At 63.8% G+C, this 20,929-nt stretch carries 23 protein-coding genes and 1 tRNA gene; 17 read left to right on the forward strand and 7 right to left on the reverse strand.

Annotated features, from left to right (window positions below; genetic code table 11):
- The first annotated feature begins 2 nt into the window (after positions 1-2).
- From ACN9MW_RS02875 to ACN9MW_RS02915, 9 genes are read left to right on the forward strand one after another with little or no spacing between them, the layout of a single operon-like run.
- Complete coding sequence (locus ACN9MW_RS02875) at positions 3-1,376, forward strand: type II and III secretion system protein family protein (protein ID WP_426167393.1); 1,374 nt, start codon at positions 3-5, stop codon at positions 1,374-1,376.
- On the forward strand, positions 1,373-2,776 hold the full coding sequence (locus ACN9MW_RS02880; protein WP_426167395.1) for a pilus assembly protein TadG-related protein: 1,404 nt from the start codon (positions 1,373-1,375) through the stop codon (positions 2,774-2,776). Before ACN9MW_RS02875 ends, ACN9MW_RS02880 begins: the two co-directional genes overlap by 4 nt.
- Entirely contained in the window at positions 2,773-3,210 is a 438-nt protein-coding gene (locus tag ACN9MW_RS02885) for a hypothetical protein (protein ID WP_426167397.1), read from the forward strand. Before ACN9MW_RS02880 ends, ACN9MW_RS02885 begins: the two co-directional genes overlap by 4 nt.
- On the forward strand, positions 3,200-3,760 hold the full coding sequence (locus tag ACN9MW_RS02890; protein ID WP_426167399.1) for a TadE/TadG family type IV pilus assembly protein: 561 nt from the start codon (positions 3,200-3,202) through the stop codon (positions 3,758-3,760). The genes ACN9MW_RS02885 and ACN9MW_RS02890 overlap by 11 nt, the downstream gene beginning before the upstream one ends.
- Positions 3,761-3,782: 22 nt before the next feature.
- Positions 3,783-4,958 (forward strand): AAA family ATPase, encoded by a 1,176-nt coding sequence (locus tag ACN9MW_RS02895; RefSeq protein WP_426167401.1) that lies wholly within the window; start codon positions 3,783-3,785, stop codon positions 4,956-4,958.
- Between the two features lie 13 nt (positions 4,959-4,971).
- The gene (locus tag ACN9MW_RS02900; RefSeq protein WP_426167403.1) at positions 4,972-6,315 is read left to right on the forward strand and encodes a CpaF family protein; all 1,344 of its coding nucleotides are present in this window, start codon (positions 4,972-4,974) and stop codon (positions 6,313-6,315) included.
- 9 nt (positions 6,316-6,324) lie between these two features.
- Entirely contained in the window at positions 6,325-7,302 is a 978-nt protein-coding gene (locus ACN9MW_RS02905) for a type II secretion system F family protein (RefSeq protein WP_426167405.1), read from the forward strand.
- Positions 7,299-8,234: a type II secretion system F family protein gene (locus ACN9MW_RS02910; protein ID WP_426167407.1), complete on the forward strand. Its 936-nt coding sequence runs from the start codon at positions 7,299-7,301 to the stop codon at positions 8,232-8,234. Before ACN9MW_RS02905 ends, ACN9MW_RS02910 begins: the two co-directional genes overlap by 4 nt.
- A 9-nt stretch (positions 8,235-8,243) precedes the next feature.
- A complete protein-coding gene (locus tag ACN9MW_RS02915) occupies positions 8,244-9,038 on the forward strand; it encodes a tetratricopeptide repeat protein (protein ID WP_426167409.1) in 795 nt (264 codons plus the stop codon).
- A 33-nt stretch (positions 9,039-9,071) separates the two neighbouring features.
- On the opposite strand, the gene ACN9MW_RS02920 is transcribed toward ACN9MW_RS02915, so the two are convergent.
- Together ACN9MW_RS02920 and ACN9MW_RS02925 are read right to left on the reverse strand one after the other, a co-directional pair.
- On the reverse strand, positions 9,072-9,830 hold the full coding sequence (locus ACN9MW_RS02920) for a GIN domain-containing protein (protein WP_426167411.1): 759 nt from the start codon (positions 9,828-9,830) through the stop codon (positions 9,072-9,074).
- A 34-nt stretch (positions 9,831-9,864) separates the two neighbouring features.
- Positions 9,865-10,062: a hypothetical protein gene (locus tag ACN9MW_RS02925; protein WP_426167413.1), complete on the reverse strand. Its 198-nt coding sequence runs from the start codon at positions 10,060-10,062 to the stop codon at positions 9,865-9,867.
- A 211-nt stretch (positions 10,063-10,273) separates the two neighbouring features.
- On the opposite strand from ACN9MW_RS02925, the gene ACN9MW_RS02930 reads away from it, so the two are divergent.
- A complete protein-coding gene (locus ACN9MW_RS02930; protein ID WP_426167415.1) occupies positions 10,274-11,290 on the forward strand; it encodes a sensor histidine kinase in 1,017 nt (338 codons plus the stop codon).
- Positions 11,287-12,045, forward strand: coding sequence for a LytR/AlgR family response regulator transcription factor (locus tag ACN9MW_RS02935; protein WP_426167417.1), 759 nt, complete (start codon positions 11,287-11,289; stop codon positions 12,043-12,045). The genes ACN9MW_RS02930 and ACN9MW_RS02935 overlap by 4 nt, the downstream gene beginning before the upstream one ends.
- Here ACN9MW_RS02935 and ACN9MW_RS02940 read toward each other — a convergent pair.
- Genes ACN9MW_RS02940 through mscL form a run of 4 tightly spaced genes read right to left on the reverse strand, consistent with a single transcriptional unit; the run spans position 12,042 to position 15,402 of the window.
- Positions 12,042-13,118 carry a tartrate dehydrogenase gene (locus tag ACN9MW_RS02940; protein ID WP_426167419.1) on the reverse strand — a complete coding sequence of 359 codons (1,077 nt, stop codon included), beginning with the start codon at positions 13,116-13,118 and terminating at the stop codon, positions 12,042-12,044. The genes ACN9MW_RS02935 and ACN9MW_RS02940 overlap by 4 nt on opposite strands.
- Positions 13,115-13,810 (reverse strand): DUF2461 domain-containing protein, encoded by a 696-nt coding sequence (locus tag ACN9MW_RS02945; protein WP_426167421.1) that lies wholly within the window; start codon positions 13,808-13,810, stop codon positions 13,115-13,117. The genes ACN9MW_RS02940 and ACN9MW_RS02945 overlap by 4 nt, the downstream gene beginning before the upstream one ends.
- Position 13,811: 1 nt before the next feature.
- Positions 13,812-14,945, reverse strand: coding sequence for a Do family serine endopeptidase (locus ACN9MW_RS02950; RefSeq protein WP_426167423.1), 1,134 nt, complete (start codon positions 14,943-14,945; stop codon positions 13,812-13,814).
- A 31-nt stretch (positions 14,946-14,976) separates the two neighbouring features.
- Positions 14,977-15,402 (reverse strand): large conductance mechanosensitive channel protein MscL, encoded by a 426-nt coding sequence (gene mscL / locus ACN9MW_RS02955; protein ID WP_426167425.1) that lies wholly within the window; start codon positions 15,400-15,402, stop codon positions 14,977-14,979.
- A gap of 200 nt (positions 15,403-15,602) precedes the next feature.
- Between mscL and petA the strand changes: the two genes are divergently transcribed.
- From petA to ACN9MW_RS02985, 6 genes are all read left to right on the forward strand, one after another.
- On the forward strand, positions 15,603-16,211 hold the full coding sequence (gene petA, locus ACN9MW_RS02960; protein ID WP_426167427.1) for a ubiquinol-cytochrome c reductase iron-sulfur subunit: 609 nt from the start codon (positions 15,603-15,605) through the stop codon (positions 16,209-16,211).
- Positions 16,212-16,214: 3 nt separating this feature from the next.
- A complete protein-coding gene (locus tag ACN9MW_RS02965; RefSeq protein WP_426167429.1) occupies positions 16,215-17,627 on the forward strand; it encodes a cytochrome b in 1,413 nt (470 codons plus the stop codon).
- A 35-nt stretch (positions 17,628-17,662) separates the two neighbouring features.
- A complete protein-coding gene (locus tag ACN9MW_RS02970; protein WP_426167431.1) occupies positions 17,663-18,427 on the forward strand; it encodes a cytochrome c1 in 765 nt (254 codons plus the stop codon).
- Positions 18,428-18,538: 111 nt separating this feature from the next.
- Positions 18,539-19,150, forward strand: a complete 612-nt coding sequence (locus tag ACN9MW_RS02975; RefSeq protein ID WP_057266034.1) for a glutathione S-transferase N-terminal domain-containing protein — start codon at positions 18,539-18,541, stop codon at positions 19,148-19,150.
- 52 nt (positions 19,151-19,202) lie between these two features.
- A complete protein-coding gene (locus tag ACN9MW_RS02980) occupies positions 19,203-19,688 on the forward strand; it encodes a ClpXP protease specificity-enhancing factor (RefSeq protein ID WP_426167434.1) in 486 nt (161 codons plus the stop codon).
- Between the two features lie 26 nt (positions 19,689-19,714).
- A tRNA-Thr gene (locus ACN9MW_RS02985) sits at positions 19,715-19,790 on the forward strand.
- A 401-nt stretch (positions 19,791-20,191) separates the two neighbouring features.
- On the opposite strand, the gene ACN9MW_RS02990 is transcribed toward ACN9MW_RS02985, so the two are convergent.
- Positions 20,192-20,929: a hypothetical protein gene (locus ACN9MW_RS02990; RefSeq protein WP_426167436.1), complete on the reverse strand. Its 738-nt coding sequence runs from the start codon at positions 20,927-20,929 to the stop codon at positions 20,192-20,194.

Genomic DNA, 20,929 nt, shown 5'->3' on the forward strand with positions numbered 1-20,929 from the left:
CCATGCGATCCGCACCTACCTGCCTGCCAGCCGCGCTGGCCCTGACCCTGTCCCTGCTCCCGGCCGCATCCGCGCTGGGCGATAACCTGCACTGTGCCGGTTCGCCCGCCGTTCCCGGCAAGCTGGCGCTGGAACTCGGCAAGTCAACCCTGATGCGCCTGCCCGACACAGTGAGCGGGCGCAGCATCGGCAACCCGCACGTGCTGCAGGCAACGCTGGTGGCGCCCGATACGCTGTACCTGGTCGGCGCGGACATCGGTAGCACCAACCTGATCGTGCAGGGCCGGTCCGGCGCTTGCAGCGTGGTGGAAGTGGCGGTGGGCCTGGATGTCTCGCCGCTGCGCGCCAGCCTGGCGGAGCTGCTGCCGCAGGAGCGCGGCATCAAGGTCAGCGCCGCGGCCGACGCCATTGCCCTGAGCGGCAGCGTGAGCGACGGCGCCACCCTGGCGCAAGTGCTGGACCTGGCGCAAGCCTTTGTGCGCCAGGCGCCGCAGCCGCTGGCGCGCAAGGAAGGCGCGCCGGCGCAAGCGTCGGCGCCTGGGCCGCGCCTGGTGAACCTGCTGGCTGTCAGCGCACCGCAGCAGGTCAAGCTGGAAGTCAAGGTGGCGGAAGTGTCGAAGACCCTGCTCGACAAGCTGGAAGCGGGCCTGGCGCTGCGCCATGCCAGCGGCAGCTGGACGGCGATGGTGCTGGCCGACTTCCTGAGCGGCACGCTGGGCAGCGGCCTGTCGCTGTCGAAATCGAACGGCAGCAGCGTGCGGCTCGAAGCGGAACGGCAGGATGGCCAGGTGCGCATCCTGGCCGAGCCGACGGTCATGGCCATGAGCGGGCAGGAAGGCAATTTTCTCGCCGGCGGCAAGGTGATGGTTCCGGTGGCGCAGGAAAACAACCGCATCACGCTGGAGGAAAAGGAATTCGGCGTCGGCCTGAAATTTACCCCCACCGTGCTGGCCGGCGGCCGCATCAACCTGAAGGTGGCGCCGGAAGTGTCGGAACTGTCGCGCGACGGCATCGGCGTCAGCAACGGCAGCTTCAGCGGGCGCGCCATCTTCCCGCTGATTACCACGCGCCGCGCCAGCACCACGGTGCAGCTGCAGGATGGCCAGAGCTTTGCCATCGGTGGCCTGATCCGGCATACCCAGGTCAACAACATCAAGGGCGTGCCCTTTCTCAGCGAGATACCAGTGCTGGGCGCGCTGTTCCGCAGCACCGACTTCCAGAACGACCGCAGCGAACTGCTGTTCGTCATCACGGCCCACCTGGTCAAGCCGGAGGGCGAGGGCGCGGGGCTCGATGGCGCGGCGGCGGCGGCGGCCCAGGCGCGCTACCGCAAGTCCTACAGCGAGCCGGCGCCGGACACGGGGGAACGCAAATGAAGCGCAAACATGAGCGCGGCGCGCTGCTGGTCATGACGGCCCTGGTGCTGCCGCTGGCGATCGGCGTCTGCGGCCTGGCGCTGGAGCTGTCGATGGCCTTCCAGCGCCAGAGCCAGTTGCAGCAAGTTGCCGATACGGTCGCGCTGAGCGCGGCGCAGCAGCTGGATGGCAGCGCGAGCGGCATTGTCATGGCAGGTTCCGCCGCCAGCGTGGTGGTGGCGAACCGCCAGGTGCGCGGTGTGGGACGGGTCTGGCTCAATACCGCCGTGCTGTCGTTTGCTGCGGGCCCGGACGGCCCCTGGCTGGAATACAGTGCGGCCCAGGGCGCGCCCGGTGAGTTGCGCTATGCGCGCGCCGACATGGCCGCGCAGGGGGAAGCCTTCACCATGCTGCCGGTTGCTTTCGGCCGCCTGCTGGGCGGCAGCGACGCCACGACGGTGGGAGCGCGCGCCGTGGCCGGGCCGAATGGCCTGCGCGTGCTGCCGCTGGCGATCTGCGCGCCGAGCAGCAGCGCGGTCGCCACCCGCTACAACGGCCCCGGCCTGGACGAACGCATCGAGTACGGCCTGCGTTTCGGCGTCGCCTACAACCTGCTGGCCCTGAACCCGGCGCCGGGCGCCAGCAGCGGCGAGTACTTCCTGGTCGACCCGGCCAGCCCGCCCGGCAGCCCGGCGCTGCCGTCCAGCACCGACAGCAGCCAGGTGGCGCCGTTCATGTGTGCCGGCAAGCTGGCCTACAACTCGCTGGCCGGCGCGCTGCATGTGCGCCGCAACGCCGGCTTCGACCTGTGGCAGCAGCTCAACTCCCGCTTCGGCAGTTACGGCGGCAGCGACGGCTGCGACCCTTACACGGCGCCGCCGGACAGCAATGTGCGCGAGTACCGCGGCGCCCTGGCGAGCTGGATCAGCAGCTACCCGCCGCAGGCTGCGGCCGCCGCCAGCACGCCCGCGGCCGGCAAGCCCCTGGTGAGCGTGGCCGACGGCGCCTATCCCTTGCCGGCCATCCCCCCGGCGCAGTACGGCACGCTGTGGGCCTACGGTCCCGCCAGGCGCAGCAACAACAGCAACTTCCAGTTCTCCCATTGGAACAGCCTGTATCCCGGGTCGCCGGCATTCAGCGCTACCGGCACCAGCTGGCCAGCCGGCGGCGTGTACAACAACACCGGCTTCATGACCGCGCCCACCGGGAACCCGGGCCGCAAGGACCGGCGCCTGCTCTACGTGCCCCTGCTGGCCTGCCCGCTTCCGGCTGGCGCGAATGTGGACGGCACGGTGCTGGCGGTAGCGCGCTTCTTCATGACGGCCCAGGCCTCGGCCACCGAAGTGCCGGGCGAGTTTGCCGGCATCCTCAGCGCGAAGGAGGTGGCAGCGCTGGCAACCGATGTGGAGCTGCTGCGATGAAGCGCCTGCGCTGCCGCGGCGTGGCCGCCATCGAAGCCGCCCTGGTCATGGCGGGGCTGGCGCCCTTGCTGGCGCTCGCCCTGAACATGGGACACCTGGCGATCGATGGCGCGGCGGCGGACCGGGCCGCCAGCAACGCCGCGCGCTTCCTGTCCCAGGTGCCGCTCGAGAGCCTGCGCGACAGCAGCCGGCGCACCGTGGTGCTGGACAGCGCCCAGCAGATGATCGGGCAAACCCTGTCCGCCGCCAACATCGGTCCCCAGGCATGGCATGTCGAGTTCATGTGCGATATCGGGCATTGCGACCAGCTGTTGCCGGGCATGGTCCCGAGCAAGATCGGCGTGATGCTGACCGTCGAAAGCCAGGCCGTGGTCGAACTGGGACATCCCGCGGTGAACCTGGTCGTGTACGCGGAGGCCGGCCGTGACAACTAGGACAGCCCGCCGGCGCGGCAGCGCCACCGTTGAATTCGGCCTGGTATGCGCGGTGTTCATGCCCATGCTGTTCGCCATCTTCGAATACGGCCGCCTGCTGTTCGTGTGGAACACGCTGCCCGAAGTGACCCAGCGCGCGGCGCGTGCCGCCGCGATCACGGACTTCAGCAATCCGGCGGCCATGCAGGCGCTGCGCCAGGCGGCGCTGTTTCGCAGCGATGACGGCGCGCTGCCGCTGGCGCCCAACGTCAGCAGCGCCAATATCCGCATCGAATACCTGTGGCGGGACGCCGCCGGCGTGCTGGCGCCGCTGCCGCTGTTGCCGGCCTGCCCGCTGGCCAACCGCATCAACTGCGCGCGCGATCCGCATGGCCCGGCTTGCATCAGCATGGTGCGGGTGCGCCTGTGCGGCAGCGGCGCCGCCTGCACTGCGCTGGCTTACGAGCCCTTGCTGCCGATGGTGCCGGTACCGGACCTGATGCCTTCTGCCACCACCCTGGTGCCTGCCGAGTCGCTGGGCTACACGCCGGGCCAGGCGCCTTGTCCCTGAACCTGCACGCAAAGGAGGTCCCATGAAAGCGCTGTTGATCAGCAATGACGAACGGTTGCAGGCCGAACTGGCGGCGCAGGGCTCGGCGCGCCTGCCGGCGCTGCAGCTGGCAGCCACGCGGCGCGACCTGCGCGATGCGGTGGAACGGCTGCTGCCGCAGCCGCCCGAACTGGTGCTGTTCGATGCCAGCGAGGTGGAGCCGGCCCAGGCCGAGCTGCTGGAACCGCTGGCGCGGCATTATCCCGACACCTCCTTTATCCTGCTGACGCGCGCGCCGCAGCACGAGTTGCTGATCCGCGCCATGCGCGTCGGCATGCGCGAAGTGCTGCAACTGCCGCTGGTGCATCGGGCCCTGCACGAAGCGCTGGACCGCATCGAGATCGAGCGCGGCGTGACCGCCGTACGCGAGGGCAAGGCGCTGGCCTTCATTTCCTGCAAGGGCGGCAGCGGGGCCACCTTCCTGGCCACCAACTTCGGCTATGCGCTGGCGGCGCTGGCCGGGCGCAAGGTGTTGCTGCTCGACCTGCACGGCCAGTTCGGCGACGCCACGCTGTACGTGTCGGACCAGAAGCCGGCCATGACCCTGTCCGATATCTGCGGCCAGATCGGCCGCCTCGACGCGGCCTTCCTGGAGTCCTGCCTGGTGCACGTGGCGCCCGGCTACGGCGTGCTGGCCGCAGCTGACGACCCGGCGCTGGCGACCCAGATGAAGCCGGACCATATCGATGCCATCCTGCGCGTGGCGCGCCAGCATTACGACTATGTGCTGCTGGACGTGGGGCGCCAGATCGATGCCCTGTCGCTGCGCGCACTGGACCAGGCCGACGCCATCTACCCGGTACTGCAACTGGCGCTGCCCGACATCCGCGATGGGCGCCGCCTGCTCGACATCTTCCGCTCGCTCGGCTATCCGCAGGAGCGCACGCGCCTGATCGTCAACCGCTACGAGAAGGGCGGCAAGCTGCGCCTTGCCGACCTGGAGCAGGCGCTGGGCGCCGACGTGCTGCATACGGTGCCGAACGACTACCTGTCCGCCACCGACTCGGTCAACCAGGGCATTCCGCTGCTGCAGCTGGCGCGCAGCAGCCCGGTGGCGCGCAGCCTGGCGGAACTGGTGGAGGCGGTGACCGAGCGCCGCCTGCCCGAGAGCAAGGGCTTGTTCGACCGGCTGTTTGGCCGCGCCGAAACCGAACATTGATGGGGAGCCGACCATGAGCTTGCGAGAACGCCTGGCGCTGGGCGATGAAAAACCGCAGGCGCCGAGCGCCCCGGCGATGGCCGACGGCGCCTACCAGGAGCTGAAGAAGTCCATGCACCAGATGATCCTGGAGCGCATCGACCTGGAGCGGTTGAAGCGCCTGACGCCGGAACAGTTCAAGCACGAACTGGCGCTGCTGGTGGCGCGCATCGTGGAGGACGAGCGCATCGTGCTGAACCAGGGTGAACGCCACAAGCTGGTGCTCGACATCCAGAACGAGATGCTGGGCTTCGGCCCGCTGGAGCCCCTGCTGGCCGATCCCGGCGTGTCCGACATCCTGGTCAATACCCACGCCCAGGTCTACGTCGAGCGCACCGGCCGGCTGGAACTGACCGGCATCAGCTTCCACGACAACACGCACCTGATGAAGATCATCGAAAAGATCGTGTCGCGCGTGGGCCGGCGCGTGGATGAATCAAGCCCGATGGTCGACGCGCGCCTGCCGGACGGTTCGCGCGTCAACGCCATCATCCCGCCGCTGGCGGTGGACGGGCCGATTCTGTCGATCCGGCGCTTCTCGGCGCAGCCGCTGTCGATGGAAAAACTGCTGGAGTTCAAGAGCCTGACGCCGCCCATGTCGGAAGTGCTGAAGGCGCTGGGCCAGGCGCGCCTGAACGTGCTGATCTCCGGCGGCACCGGCAGCGGCAAGACCACGCTGCTCAACGTGCTGTCCGGCTTCATCCCGGCCAGCGAACGCATCGTGACCATCGAGGACGCGGCGGAACTGCAACTGCGCCAACCGCATATCGTGCGCCTGGAAACGCGCCTGCCGAACGTGGAAGGCAAGGGCGAGGTGACGCAGCGCGCGCTGGTGCGCAATGCGCTGCGCATGCGTCCCGACCGCATCATCCTGGGCGAAGTGCGCGGCGCCGAGGCGATCGACATGCTGCAGGCCATGAACACGGGCCATGAAGGCTCGTTTGCAACGATCCACGCCAACTCGCCTCGCGACGCGCTGTCGCGGCTGGAGAGCATGGTCGGCATGGCAGGCGCCAACCTGACGCCGCGCACCGCGCGCCAGCAGATCTGCTCCGCCATCACGGTGGTGATGCAGCTTTCGCGCCTGACCGACGGCACGCGCAAGCTGGTCAGCCTGCAGGAAGTCACCGGGATGGAGGGCGACACCGTGGCCATGCACGAGATTTTCCATTTCGAGCAGACCGGTGTGGATGCCCAGGGCAAGGTGCAGGGCCATTATTTCGCCACCGGCGTGCGGCCGCGCTTTGCCGAACGCTTGCGCATGTTCGGCGTGCCGGTGCCCGACAGCGTTTTCGATCCCGGCAAAGTCTACGAATAGGGGGCGGTCATGGATTTCGCCTGGACTGCATTTTCCGTGCTGCTGTTCGCCGCCGTGATCTGCCTGTGCGAGGGTGTCTGGCTGTGGTGGAGCAGCACGCACGGCAACAGTGCGCAGCGCATCGCGCGCCGCCTGCGGTTGATGTCGGGCCGCACCGAGGGCGCGGGCGGCGGCATCAGCATCCTCAAGGAGCGCCGCTACGCGAACTCGCCGGGGCTTGATGCACTGCTGCGGCGCATCCCGCACATCGGCGCGCTGGACCGGCTGCTGCTGCAATCCGGCCTGCGTTGGCAGGTGGCGCGCCTGCTGCAGGTCCAGGGCGCCGCCGCGCTGGCAGGCTTGCTGGCGCCTGCCGCCTTGCACATGCCGCCGCTGCCATCGGCCATTGTCGGCCTGCTGTTCCTGGCAGCGCCGTGCGTGGCGCTGCTGCGCGCGCGCGCCGCACGCATACGCCGCATCGAGTCGCAACTGCCGGAAATGGCCGACTTCCTCGCGCGCGGCCTGCGTGCCGGCCATTCCTTTGCCAACGTGATGCAGATGGCGGGCGACGAAGTGGCCGATCCGCTCGGCGGCGAATTCCGCGTCACTTACGAGGAGGTGAATTTCGGCGTCACCATGCAGGACGCCCTGCACAACCTGGCTGCCCGCGTGCCGCTGACCGATTTGCGCTACCTGGTGATCGCGGTGCTGATTCAGCGCGAATCCGGCGGCAACCTGGCCGAGCTGCTGGACAATGTGTCGCGCATGACGCGCGCGCGCCTGCAACTGTTGGCGCAAGTGCGCGTGATGTCGGCGGAAGGCCGCATGTCGGCCTGGGTCCTGACCTTGATGCCGCTTGGCCTGATGGCCGCGATGCAGGTGACCAATCCGAAATACAGCTCCGTGCTGTGGCAGGACCCGAACGGGCAGCGCATGCTGTGGTACGGGGCATGCGCCATGGTGGTAGGCATGGTATGGATGCGCCAGGTGATCAGGGTGCGCGTATGAGCGGCGCCGACCTGTCTGGCATCCTGTTCCTGCTGCTGGTGTTTGCCGTGGTGGCAGGCCTGGCGCTGTGGGCCATGCTGGCCCTGTCCGGCGTGCCGCTGCGCGAGCGCCTGAAATCCTTCACCAGCGCCAGCGAAACGACGCCTGCGCCCGGCCAGGGCGAGTGGATCGAAAAAGTGGCGCGCGTGGCGGAGCCGTTCAGCCGCCTGTCGCTGCCCGAAGATGGCTGGGAACAGTCGGCGCTGCGCACGCGCTTCATGAATGCCGGCTGGCGCCATCCCGCTGCACCAAAACTGTACTTTGCCGCCAAGACCTTGCTGGCGCTGGCCTTGCCTGCGCTGGTGGCAAGCCTGGCGGGACGTAGCGGCAACCTGCTGCTGGCATTGTTTGCCAGTGCGGCCATCGGCTACTACCTGCCAAACGGCGTGCTGGCGCGCCGCGCCGAACTGCGCCAGCGCGATATCTTCGAAAGCCTGCCCGATGCGCTGGACTTGCTGACCATCTGCGTCGAGGCGGGCCTGAGCATGGAACGCGCGCTGGCAAAAGTTGCGGGCGAAATCCACATCAAGAGCCTGCCGCTGGCACAGGAGCTGCAGCTGGTGCTGATGGAAATGCGCTCCGGCTTTTCCAAGGAGCGCGCGCTGCGCAACCTGGCCCTGCGCAGCGGCGTGGAAGATGTCGATGCGCTGGTGGCGATGCTGGTTCAGGCCGAGCGCTTCGGCACCAGCATGGGCGATTCCCTGCGCGTGCACGCCGACAACCTGCGCCGCAAACGGGCCGTGGTGGCGCAGGAGGCGGCCGCCAAGGTCGCGCTCAAGCTGTTGTTCCCGCTGATCTTCTGCATTTTCCCGGCGCTGATGATCGTGTTGCTGGGGCCCGCATCGATTCAGATGAAAGCCGTATTCCATCCTGTGGCGCACAGCGCGCGTTAGGAGCTTGCCATGCGTAAGACGATCATTGCTGCCTGTGTGGGGATGGTGGCGGCCTGCAGCACGCCGGTGCTGCCGCCGCCCCCCGCCATCGTGGCGGCCACGCCGCCTGCTGCGCCGGCGCCGGCTGCGCTGGCCAGGGATGGCCGCTATGAAGAGGCCATTGCGTTGCTGGAACAGCGTGCGCGGCGTACGCCTGGCGCGGCCCTGCTTGGCGACCTTGGCTACGCCTACTACCTGGGCGGGCACCTGGAGGAGGCGCGTGCCGCACTGGAACGTGCCTGCCTGATGGCGCCATCCAGCCCGGTTGCCTGGGAACGGCTGGCGGCGCTGCTGGAAACGACCGGCGACAGCGGCCGCGCGCTGGAAGCCATGCGCCATGCGCGCCTGTTGCGCGAAGCTGCGAGCGAGCCTGGCGCCGGCACGCAGGCCGCGTCCGGAAGCACGCCCGGCAGCGGCCTTTGGCCGGCGGGCATGGCGCATGTCGAGGTGCGGCAAGTCAGCGCCGGGCTGGTCGAAGTCGCGCGAGTGGAAGACAAGGCGCCGCCGCCGGTACCGGCGCCAAACGCGCCCACGCGGCTGGAAGTCAGCAACGGCAACGGCATTCGTGGCATGGCGGCAGTGGTCGCGCAGCGCTTGCGGGCGGAAGGGATGCAGGTGGTGCGCCTGACGAACACCATCCCCTTCAACGTGGAAGAGACGCGGGTCGAAATACGCGGCAGCGGCGAGCCGCAACTGCGCATCGTGCTCGGCAAGGATGCGGCAATAAAAAAGCCGCCCGGGGTTAGCGGGCGGCAAGCACCGTGAAACAACTCACGAGTTGGTAGGGAAACTTTGGCGTCAGTTCCAGGACACGCTGCCCAGGCCGCGTGCGGTGGACTGGCGGTTGGCCGGCTTGCCGTACACCGTTGCCGAACCCATGCCGGAGAGGCGCAGGTTGGCGGAAGTCCTGGCGTTGAAGGTGGCGCTGCCAAGGCCGGTCATGTCGGCATCCACGCTCTCGCTTTGCAGCTGCTTCGCATCGAGGCTGCCGATGCCGCCCAGTTTTGCGTAAAGCTGCTTGCTCTGGCCGGAGATCGCGATCTGGCCGGCGCCTTTCAGGTTCAGGTCCACCACGTCAGCCTGGGTATCGCTGACGGTCATGCTGCCCACGCCGGTCAGGCGTGCGTCGACTTTCTTGAAGCGCGAGGCCATGTTCACGGCGCCGGCGCCTTCCAGGGAGAGGCGAACTTCATCGCCGTCGAATCCCTTCACTTCAGCCGAGCCCACGCCGGCAGAAACCAGTTCGCGCAGCTGCGGCAATGTCAGTTCCGCTTTCAGGTTGCGCGGGCCGATCTGGATGCCGCGCATGTTTTCGGTACCGATGCGGATGGTGTCGCCGTTCTGCGTCACCGTAATCTTTTGCAGGTAGCGCTTGTCGCCGGACAGCACCAGTGCCGGTGCGCCTTGCTTCAGCTTCAGGTCTACCACGCCATCCAGCACTACTTTCACAGGGCGGCCGTCGACAGTGCGCGCTTCGGTGATGATCTCGTCCGCGCGGGCGCCGCCGGCGGCGAACATCATTGCGGTCATCATCGTGGCGGTGAAAAGCTTTTTCATGTCGGGGCTCCGTGAAGTTTCGATTGCGTTCGAATTACAGTGCAGCTTTTTCAGCAGCGGTCAGGCGCTTGGCGGTGACGGTCACCACGGGCATTGCCTTGGCTTCGGCCTTTGCCACGACGGCTGCCGGAGCGCTGTGCTTCAGCGGGGTGGCGGCGGTGGCGAAGCCGGTTGCGCTGATCACGGCAACTGCTGCGAGGAAGATGTATTCCATGTTTTTGGCGATGTTCATTTTGCTCTCCATTCGGTTGGGTTAAGTTCATTTCGCGTTTCGTTGATTGAACTATAGATATGTGCGGTGTCCAGCACTACCGGTCTGCGACGAAATGCAGAAATGGCGACCTGAAATGCAGGAAAGCCGGTGTGACGAAGGCGGACGCCCGTGTGACGGGGGCTGTCGGCACCTATGAAAAGGGCCGGTATACTGTCCAGCCATGAGAACCTTGCATTTCCTACGTATCCTCGGCATCTGCGTGCTGGCATGGAGCGTCGTCTGCCTGACCGGCGCCGCCTCCTCCTATGGCTCGCTGCTGCAGCGCGGCGCCAACCCCTCCTATGTGGAGCTGCTGCGCGACTGGGGCAGTGCGCACGCCCTGATGGTGTTGTTCAGCGCCGTGCTGTATATCGTCCTGGAGCGATGGCCGCAGTCGCTGGCCAGTGCGCGCGGCATCGTGCGCACCTATCTGCTGGTGCTGATCCTGTTCCTGCCATTGGAGTGCCTGTTCGTCTCCCTGCAGCAGGAAAGGAGCAGGTTCGCCATCTTCCTCGAGCTGACCTGGACCACCTTCACCTTCGTTACCGTGGCCGGCCTCCGCATCTGGCAGATCCAGCGGGCGCGCGAGACCGACAACCTGACCCTGCGCCTGGAGCTGGAGCAGCAACGCCTGGCCGCTCTGCGCGGGCAACTGGAGCCGCACTTCCTGTTCAACGCCCTGAACGCCGTCAGCGCGCTGGTACGCATGGACGATAAAGGCGCAACCCTGAGCGCCATCAGCCGCCTGAGCGGCCTGCTGCGCTACGCCCAGGCGGCAAGCTCGCGCGACTGGGTCACGCTGGCGGAAGAATTGCAGTTCGTGCGCGATTACCTGGCGCTGCAATCGATGCGCTACGGCGGACGCCTGCGCGTATCGATCGAAGGCGATAGCGGCACCGTGCTGGCCGCCGATTGCCCGCCCTTGTTGCTGCAGCCCCTGGTCGAGAATGCGCTGCGGCATGACCTTGACTGCCATGACGGCGAAAGCGATATCGCGCTGCGTTTTTCAGAGCAGGGCGGCATGCTGCATATCGTTATCAGCAATTCGGTGCGCGAGGTGGAGCCCAATCCCGGCATGGGAATGGGCTTGCGCAATATCGAGGCCCGCTTGCGCATTGCGTGTGGCAGCGGGGCCGGCCTGCGCACCGAGCGGGCGGATGGCCGCTTTGTCGCTGAAATCAACATGCCGATGTATTTCGCCTCATGAAGATCCGTGCCCTGATCGTCGACGACGAAGAGCCAGGCCGTATCAACTTGCGCTACGGCCTCGCGCCGCATGCGGGCTGGGAACTGGTTGCCGAATGCGCGAGCGCCGCCGCCGCACGGGCGGCGCTGGACGCTCATTCGGTGGATGTGGTCTTCCTCGATATCCAGATGCCGCAGGAAACCGGCCTGGCACTGGCACGCGAGCTGGCCCGGCGCGAAGAACCGCCGCTGGTGATATTCGCCACGGCTTATAACGAGCACGCCATCGAGGCCTTTGAAGTGCATGCGCTGGACTACCTGCTTAAGCCTTTCGACGACCAGCGCCTGGCGCAGGCACTGGAAAGGGCTGCCGCCATGCTGGAGCAACGCCAGCGTGCGGCCTATGCGCGCGCGATGCGCGCCTTCGCCGAGCCGACGGCGCAGGCATACCTGCAGCAACTGAACGTGCGCTCGGTCGGCCGCATCGAATGCGTGCAGGTGGCGGAAGTGCTGTGGATCGAGGCGGCGGGCAATTACGTGGAGCTGCGCTTGCCGCAACGGCGCGTGCTGCACCGGGTGCCGCTGGCGCGGCTGGAGCAGCACCTTGACCCGGCCAATTTCCTGCGCGTGCATCGGCGTGCGCTGGTGCGGGTAAGTGAGGTGGCGTCGCTGGAGCGCGATGCCGAGGGCGCCAGCCAGCTGGTACTGCGCTGCGGCGACCGCGTGCCGGTCAGCGAACGCTACCTGCCGGCCGTAAAGGCCTTGCTGGGCGCTTAAACCAGGGCGGCGATAGCCGCGCCCATCTCGGTGGTGGAGGCGCTGCCGCCCATGTCCGGCGTGCGCGGGCCCTGGACCAGCACGGTTTCGATCGCACGCATGATGGCGTCGTGCGCCTGGGTGTAGCGGGCGTCGCCGTTGCCGAGAAAATCCAGCATCATGGCGCCGGACCAGATCATGGCGACCGGGTTGGCGATATTCTTGCCGTAGATATCCGGCGCCGAACCATGCACCGGTTCGAACAGCGAGGGCAGGGTGCGCTCCGGGTTCAGGTTGGCCGACGGTGCGATGCCGATGGTACCGGCGCAGGCCGGGCCAAGGTCGCTCAGGATGTCGCCGAACAGGTTGGACGCCACCACCACGTCGAATCGCTCGGGGCTCAGCACAAAGCGCGCCGCCAGGATGTCGACGTGGTACTGGTCCCAGCGCACGTCCGGGTAGTTGGCCGACATGGCTTTCACGCGCTCGTCCCAGTACGGCATGCTGATCGCAATGCCGTTCGACTTGGTGGCCGAGGTCAAGTGCTTGTTTGGGCGCGACTGCGCCAGGTCGAAGGCGAACTGCAGGATGCGGTCGACGCCCTTGCGGGTGAAGACAGCTTCCTGCAACACGACCTCGCGTTCGGTGTGCTCGAACAGGCGGCCGCCGACGGAGGAATATTCACCCTCCGTGTTCTCGCGCACCACGTAGAAATCGATATCGCCCGGCTTCTTGCCGGCCAGCGGGCAGGGCACGCCTGGCATCAGGCGCACCGGACGCAGGTTCACGTACTGGTCGAATTCGCGGCGGAACTTGATCAGGGAGCCCCACAGGGAGATATGGTCGGGAACCGCATCCGGCCAGCCGACCGCGCCGAAGTAGATCGCATCGAAGCCTTTGAGCTGGTCGAACCAGTCGGCCGGCATCATCTGGCCGTGCTGCATGTAATAGTCGCAGTTGGCCCATTCGAAGGTGGTGAATTCCAGCGGCAGGCCAAACCTGGCTGCGGCGGCCTGCAGGGTGCGCAAGCCCTCCGGCATCACTTCCTTGCCGATGCCGTCGCCGGCGATGACTGCGATGCGATGGGTGCTCATGCTGCGTCGGCCTCCTCTTCGACAGGGGCTGAGCGCATCCACTGCACCAGCGGCCAGGCATCCTTGAAAGCGCCCACGATCATGCCCAGCAGCTCGTCCGGCTTGTTCAGCGGCAGCTTCACTTCCTGGTAGACGAAGAAGCTTTTCAGCTTGATGAACTCGATGTGCTCGTGCTCCGGATCGAAGCCTTTCGGCGGCCGTTGCAGCTTGTGTTCTTCGGTGATGGAACCGTAGCGCGCCTTCAGCGCCTTGTTGGCCAGCGCCTTCTTGAAGCCCTTGGCATCGTTGACCATGTGGTTGCGCAGGGCCTTCAGGCGGTGCGGCGGCGGAATGTATTCGCCGGCGCCGATGCCCAGCACGCCGTCAGGGCTGATCTGGAAATACCAGGTCGGGCCGCCCGCCATGCTGGGGCGGCGCATGTCGTTCGGCGCAATGGCGGCCGAGAAATGCGTCTTGTACGGGCTCTTGTCGTGGGCAAAGCGCACGTCGCGGTTGATGCGGAACATGGCTTTCTTCGGATTGCAGAACTTGACCTGGGCATCGAACTTGCCCAACTCCGCGATCACCTGGGTCACCAGCTCCAGGAATTCCTCGCGCAGGATGTCGTAGCGCGGCTTGTTCATCACAAACCACGGGCGGTTGTTGTTGTCGGACAGTTCCGTCAGGTAGCGGGTGAGGTCGCGCAGGTGCATATTATTTTTTGGCTGGGGGGCGTTTGCCCACGGTGAGTTGGAGATCGCTTTCGCGGCTCTTGCGCAGGATGCGCATGGTCGACTGGCCGCCCGGCGCGAGCTGGGCGATCAGGTTCAGCATTTCATTGGTGTCCTTGACCGGCTTACCGTCCACCGACAGCAGGATGTCGCCCGGCTTCATGCCGGCCTTGTCGGCCGGTCCGTTGCGTACCACGCCGGCGATGATGGCGCCCGAATCGCGCGCCAGGCCGAAGCTGTGCGCCAGTTCCGGCGTGATTTCCTGCGATTCGACGCCGATCCAGCCGCGCACCACGTGGCCATCCTTGATGATGGCATCGAGCACCGAACGTGCCGTGCTGACCGGGATCGCGAAGCCGATGCCGACCGAACCCCCGGTCTGGGAGTAAATGGCCGAGTTAATCCCCAGCAGGTTGCCCTGGGTATCGATCAGGGCGCCGCCCGAATTGCCGAAGTTGATGGCGGCGTCGGTCTGGATGAAGTTTTCGAAGTGATTGATGTGCAGGTTGTTGCGGCCCAGGGCCGAGATGATGCCCATGGTGACGGTCTGGCCGACCCCGAATGGATTGCCGATGGCCAGCACCACGTCGCCCACCTTGGCCTGTTCCACCTGGCCCAGCGCGACCACCGGCAGCTTGTCCAACTCGATGCGCACCACGGCCAGGTCGGTTTCCGGGTCGGTGCCCACCATCTTGGCGGCAGCCTTGCGGCCGTCCGGCAGCACCACCTGGATCTCGTCGGCCGCTTCCACCACGTGGTAGTTGGTCAGGATATAGCCCTGCGGGCTGACGATGACGCCGGAACCAAGGCTGTTCTGGTCATCCTCCTCGTCGCGGTCGCCGAAGAAGCGCTTGAAGAAGGGATCGCGCGACAGCGGATGGCGCTTGCGCACCGCCTTGGTAGTCAGGATATTGACCACGGCCGGCATGGCGCGGCTGGCAGCGGCCCGGTACGATCCCGGAGAAGGCGGGGCGCTGGCGTCGGCCAGGATTGCCGTGTGCGCGGCAGTCGGCACGGGCTTGGGGAGCACGGCCGGCCGCTGCACGGCCGTGTATACAAAGTACAGTGCCAATGCGATGGTCACCGTTTGTGCAAACAATAACCAGAGTCTTCGCATGGCGGTATTGCTACAAAATGGGAGTTAACTCCTATTTTCGCAAAGAATCGCGAATTTCGCGCAGCAGCACGATATCTTCTGAAGGTGGTGCAGGTTCTGCCGGTGCGGCAGCCGGCGCTTCGGCGCGGCGCAGCTTGGCGACCAGGCGTACCATCTGGAAGATCACGAAGGCCAGGATGATGAAGTTCAGCAGGATGGTGAAGAAATTGCCGTAGGCGATCACAGCGCCCAGTTTTTTCGCTTCAGCCAGGGCCAGGTTGTGCGCCTGTCCGTTGAGAGGAATGTAATAGTTCGCGAAATCGAGGCCGCCCAACAGCATCCCGATCGGAGGCATGATGACGTCGGTTACCAGGGAATCGACGATTTTGCCGAAGGCGGCGCCGATGATGACACCGACCGCCAGGTCGGTGACATTGCCTTTCATTGCAAATTCTTTAAATTCTTGCATCGTTCCCATAACATATTCCTTCCAAAAATTTATGGATTTGTATCAACTTTGCTGCAAATTCATGGAACACGCAAGAGGCGCAACATTGGGATGGATTAGCTAATTGCAAGGTTTTGCTTTAAATCGCAACATCACTCCTTTATAATTTAAGGTTGCTAGAAGCTTTGTTAACAATAAAGATTTTGGATTTTTGACTGATTGGGGTTTGTATGAGTAACGAGAAGCAGGTCGATTCGAGCCGTCGCGGTCTCCTCGTCGCAACGTGTGCGGCAGGTGGTGTGGTCGGTTTGGGTGCAACTGGCGCCCTGGTAAGCACGTTCCAGCCGTCCGAGCGCGCGAAGGCAGCTGGTGCACCGGTGGAAGTGGACATCTCTACGCTGCAGCCGGGCGAAATGAAAACGGTCGAATGGCGCGGCAAGCCAGTCTGGATCCTCAAGCGTACCCCCGAAATGGTGGCAACGCTGGCGAAAGACGAAGCTGAACTGGCCGATCCAAAATCCGAGCGTACCCCCGACGACCTGACGCCGGAATACGCCCGCAATCCGCATCGCTCGATCAAGCCGGAAATCCTGGTGGCCGTGGGCATCTGCTCCCACCTGGGCTGCTCCCCATCGTCGAAATTCACCCCAGGCGCACAGCCTTCGCTGCCGGATAACTGGCTCGGCGGCTTCCTGTGCCCATGCCACGGCTCGACCTTCGACCTGGCTGGCCGTGTATTCAAGAACAAGCCTGCTCCGGACAACCTGCAAGTGCCGCGCCATATGTACCTGGGCGACAACAAGCTGATCATCGGTAAAGACGAGAAAGGCGAGGCATAATCCATGGCCGCATTCAAGGAAACCAAATTCCCTGCCGACGCACCTGCAGCCAAGAAGCTGATGGGCTGGGTCGACGACCGCTTCCCTGCCACCAAGCTGTGGAACGACCAGTGGGGCAAATACTACGCCCCGAAAAACTTCAACTTCTGGTACATCTTCGGTTCCCTGGCCATGCTGGTCCTGGTGCTGCAGATCGTCACCGGCATCTTCCTGACCATGCACTACAAGCCGGACGCCGGCCTGGCCTTCGCATCGGTTGAATACATCATGCGCGAAGTTCCATGGGGCTGGCTGGTGCGTTATATGCACTCGACCGGCGCCTCGGCCTTCTTCATCATCGTGTACCTGCACATGACCCGCGGCCTGATGTACGGTTCCTACCGCAAGCCACGTGAACTGATCTGGCTGTTCGGTTTCGCCATCTTCCTGTGCCTGATGGCCGAAGCGTTCTTCGGCTACCTGCTGCCATGGGGCCAGATGTCGTACTGGGGCGCCCAGGTGATCGTCAACCTGTTCGGCGCGATTCCGCTGATCGGCCCTGACCTGTCGCTGTGGATTCGCGGTGACTACGTGGTGTCCGACGCGACCCTGAACCGCTTCTTCGCCTTCCACGTGATCGCGATTCCGCTGGTCCTGCTGGGCCTGGTGGCTGCCCACCTGATCGCACTGCACGAAGTCGGCTCGTCCAACCCGGACGGCATCGAAGTGAAAGAAAACCTGGGCCCGGACGGCCACCCAGTCGATTCGATCCCATCGCACCCGTACTACACCGTGCACGACCTGTTCGGCGTGTCCGTGTTCCTGACCATCTTCTCGGCTGTGGTGTTCTTCGCGCCTGAGATGGGCGGCTACTTCCTGGAGTACAACAACTTCCTGCCGGGCGATTCGATGAAGACCCCGCCGCACATTGCTCCGACCTGGTACTTCACCGCCTTCTACTCGGTGCTGCGCGCCACCACCTCGGACTTCCTGTGGGTGCTGATGGTCGGCATCGCTGCCTACACCGCCTTCCTGTGGATGAAGTCCAAGCTGTCGGGCATGGTCAAGATCGCCGTCAGCGTGATCGCGCTGCTGATGATCGTCGGCATGCTGCCAGGTGCACTGGATGCGAAGTTCTGGGGCGTGGTGTTCTTCGGCGGTTCGGTGGTGATCCTGGCCTTCCTGCCATGGCTGGACCATTCGCCGGTGAAATCGATTCGTTACCGTCCTGACTGGCACAAATATGTGTACGCCGGCCTGGCCATCGCCTTCGTAGCCCTGGGCTACCTGGGCACCCAGCCGCCAAGCCCAGTCGGCACGATCATCGCTCAGATTGCGACCCTGTACTACTTCAGCTTCTTCCTGCTGATGCCGTGGTGGAGCGCGATGGGTACGTTCAAGAAGGTGCCGGACCGCGTTGTGTTCCACGCGCACTAATCGGACGACCAGAACGCTAAGCAAAGGACTAATAAATGATCTTTTCGAAGAAACTGCTGGCCCTCCTGGCCCTGGTACCAGCGCTGGCCTTCGCCAACGAAGGCGGCTTCCCCCTGGAAAAGGCCCCGGACCGCTCGCACAACATGGCCGCCCTGCAAAACGGCGCCAAGCTGTTCGTGAATTACTGCCTGAACTGCCACAATGCGTCGTCCATGCGCTTCAACCGCCTGCGCGACCTGGGCCTGACCGAAGAGCAGATCAAGAACAACCTGCTGTTCACCGGCGAAAAAGTGGGCGAAATGATGACCACCGCCATGCCGGCCAAGGACGCCAAAGTCTGGTTCGGCACCGTGCCGCCTGACCTGTCCGTGATCGCCCGCGCCAAGGCAACGCCGTCGAACACCGGCAGCGATTACCTGTACACCTACCTGCGTACCTTCTACAAGGACGACACCCGCCCAACCGGCTTCAACAACATGGTGCTGCCGAATGCGGCCATGCCACACGTGCTGTGGGAGCTGCAGGGCGTTCAGTCCGCCAAGTTCGAAGAAGTGGAAGATCCACACGAGCACGGCAAGAAGATGCACAAGTTCGTGGGCTTCGAGCAAGTCACGAAGGGCAGCATGAGCAAGCTGGAATACGACACCGCCGTGGCCGACATCGTTGGCTACATGGAGTGGATGGCCGAGCCGGCCGCCCAGAAGCGCAAGCAACTGGGCGTATGGGTCCTGATCTTCATGACTATCTTCGCTACCCTGGCATGGCGCCTCAACGCGTCGTACTGGAAAGAAGTCAAATAATTGCGTGCGCCGGATTTCCGGCGCGTGTTTGCGCCGCCTGATACGTCAGGCGGCCCAACTGGGGTGAACCGTTCGCGGTCTCGCCCCCTTTGTTTCTAAGGAACTAGGAAAATGATGGTTCTCTATTCGGGCACTACCTGCCCATTCTCCCAGCGCTGCCGCCTGGTCCTGTTCGAAAAGGGCATGGACTTTGAAGTGCGCGATGTTGACCTGTTCAACAAGCCGGAAGATATTTCGACCATGAACCCGTATGGCCAGGTACCGATCCTGGTCGAGCGCGAATTGATTTTGTACGAATCGAACATCATCAATGAGTACATCGACGAGCGCTTCCCACACCCGCAGCTGATGCCGGCAGACCCGCTGATGCGCGCCCGTGCCCGCCTGATGCTGTTCAACTTCGAGAAGGAACTGTTCGTTCACGTGCACACGCTGGAAAGCGAGCGCAACAAGGCGAGCGACAAGAGCCACGACAAGGCCCGCGCAGAAATCCGCGACCGCCTGACCACCCTGGCTCCGCTGTTCCTGAAGAACAAGTACATGCTGGGCGACGAGTTCTCCATGCTGGACGTGGCCGTGGCTCCGCTGCTGTGGCGCCTGGACCACTACGGCATCGAGCTGTCGAAGACCGCAGCGCCGCTGATGAAGTACGCCGAGCGTATCTTCTCGCGCCCTGCCTACATCGAAGCGCTGACTCCGTCCGAGAAAGTAATGCGTCGCTAATTGCGGCCCCTGCGGCGCGCCCATGGAGCGCGCCGCAACTTATAGTTTGAACATGGCAGAAATCTCCACCAAGCCCTATATGCTGCGCGCCATCTACGAATGGTGCACCGATTGCGGCTATACCCCCTACCTGGCAGTCAAGGTCGACGCAGCAACCCAGGTCCCGATGGAATACGTCAGGAAGGGCGAAATCGTCCTGAACATCAGCTTCGGCGCCACTTCCGGCCTGAAGATGGACAACGACGCGATCCACTTCCACGCCCGCTTCGGCGGCGTGTCGCGCGAGATCTACGTGCCGGTCAATAACGTGATGGCGATCTACGCCAACGAAAACGGCCAGGGCATGGCGTTTGAACCGCTGCTGGGCCAGGCGCCAGCACCGAAAATGCCTGCAGCGGTCGAAGAAGTTGCGCCAGCGCCGACCCTGTCTTCCGTGCCAAGCGCCCCTGCGCCGCGCAGCGAAGACGATAATGGACCGGACGATGGCGGCGAGCCACCAAAGAAAGGTGGCCGTCCAACCCTGACTCGCATTAAATAGCGTATAATCGCGGCGGAAGTTTTACAGCCGGCTTAGCTCATCAGGTAGAGCAGTTGATTTGTAATCATCAGGTGGCGGGTTCGAGTCCTGCAGCCGGCACCAGAATTTAGCAGTAAAAACAAAGGGCTACGAGCGAACTGCACGTAGCCCTTTTTCATTTCCCCGTCCTTCGCCCTCTCATGTAACCGCCATGTAACCCGCTTTCAACAATTACAAGCGCAGTCACCTGATCCCCGAGCCGCGATCTGAATTACTTATCTCGGAAAGAAACCCTTCATTCCTCTTGAAAGCACTCGGTAGGTCTTCTGGAGGAAGCGGACCAACACGTCCCCGGAACGCTTTTACCGTTCCGTCGAATTTCTTCGCCTTGTCGTCATCCTTTTGCCTTGACGCGGCATGTGGGAGCCCTTTAGCCGGCCTGCCCGGCCAGCGACGCTGACTTCAATCCAGCGAGTGCGTAGACCTAGGTAAATCATGTGAATTTGCCTGATCAGCTTGTGACCCTAGTACAGGTCGAGACCAAGCCCAACCTCTTGCAAAACAGCGTTCAGTTCAATATTGTCGCGGAGATATGAAGACGCAGGGGCGTCGAAGAATTGAATTGCAATGACTATTAACCGTAGTTGAGCGAAATCAGTGAAGTTGATTAATGTCATTAGATGATCTTTTCTGTCCTCAATTGTAAATCCGTTTGAGTCGCTTAATTTTTCTGTGACAATTTTTACTGTGATATAAAACCCTCTGAGGATGCCATAAATCCGCTCATCCCCATCAATTTGGTTAAGGAAGTTGACTATGGCTTTATCGTCAGCGCCGTTACCTCTTAGATTTTCTAGCTCATCCTCAATATAAATTATTGTGTTTGGCCCTGGTCTCAACATGCCGTTTCCGGGTGGGGCGTTAACGATAAAGCTATCCAGAAGACTTTTCTGTGAGGCGATCATATTAAAGAAGAGCGTACTAAATGACCGCAGTTTTTCGGTTTGCTTGCTATCTTTAAGTTCTTCTCTCAAGTCTACGTTTGCTTGATTTTGCAAGTTCAGCGACTTAATGAGTAATACAATTGATATAAAACTCAGAATAGGGTTGAGCGATCCACCCATATAGTCACCAAATTGGCCCCAAATTGCTGAGTCATCCGCAAAGCCATAGCCAAGAATGAGGCGGAATTTGATAACGTAGAAAGCAAATGCCGCAACCATGGCTGCGGCGGCAGCTACTATGTACCGAGTAAGAGTCAT

Source organism: Pseudoduganella sp. R-34, assembly GCF_049904655.1.
GTDB lineage: Bacteria > Pseudomonadota > Gammaproteobacteria > Burkholderiales > Burkholderiaceae_D > Rugamonas.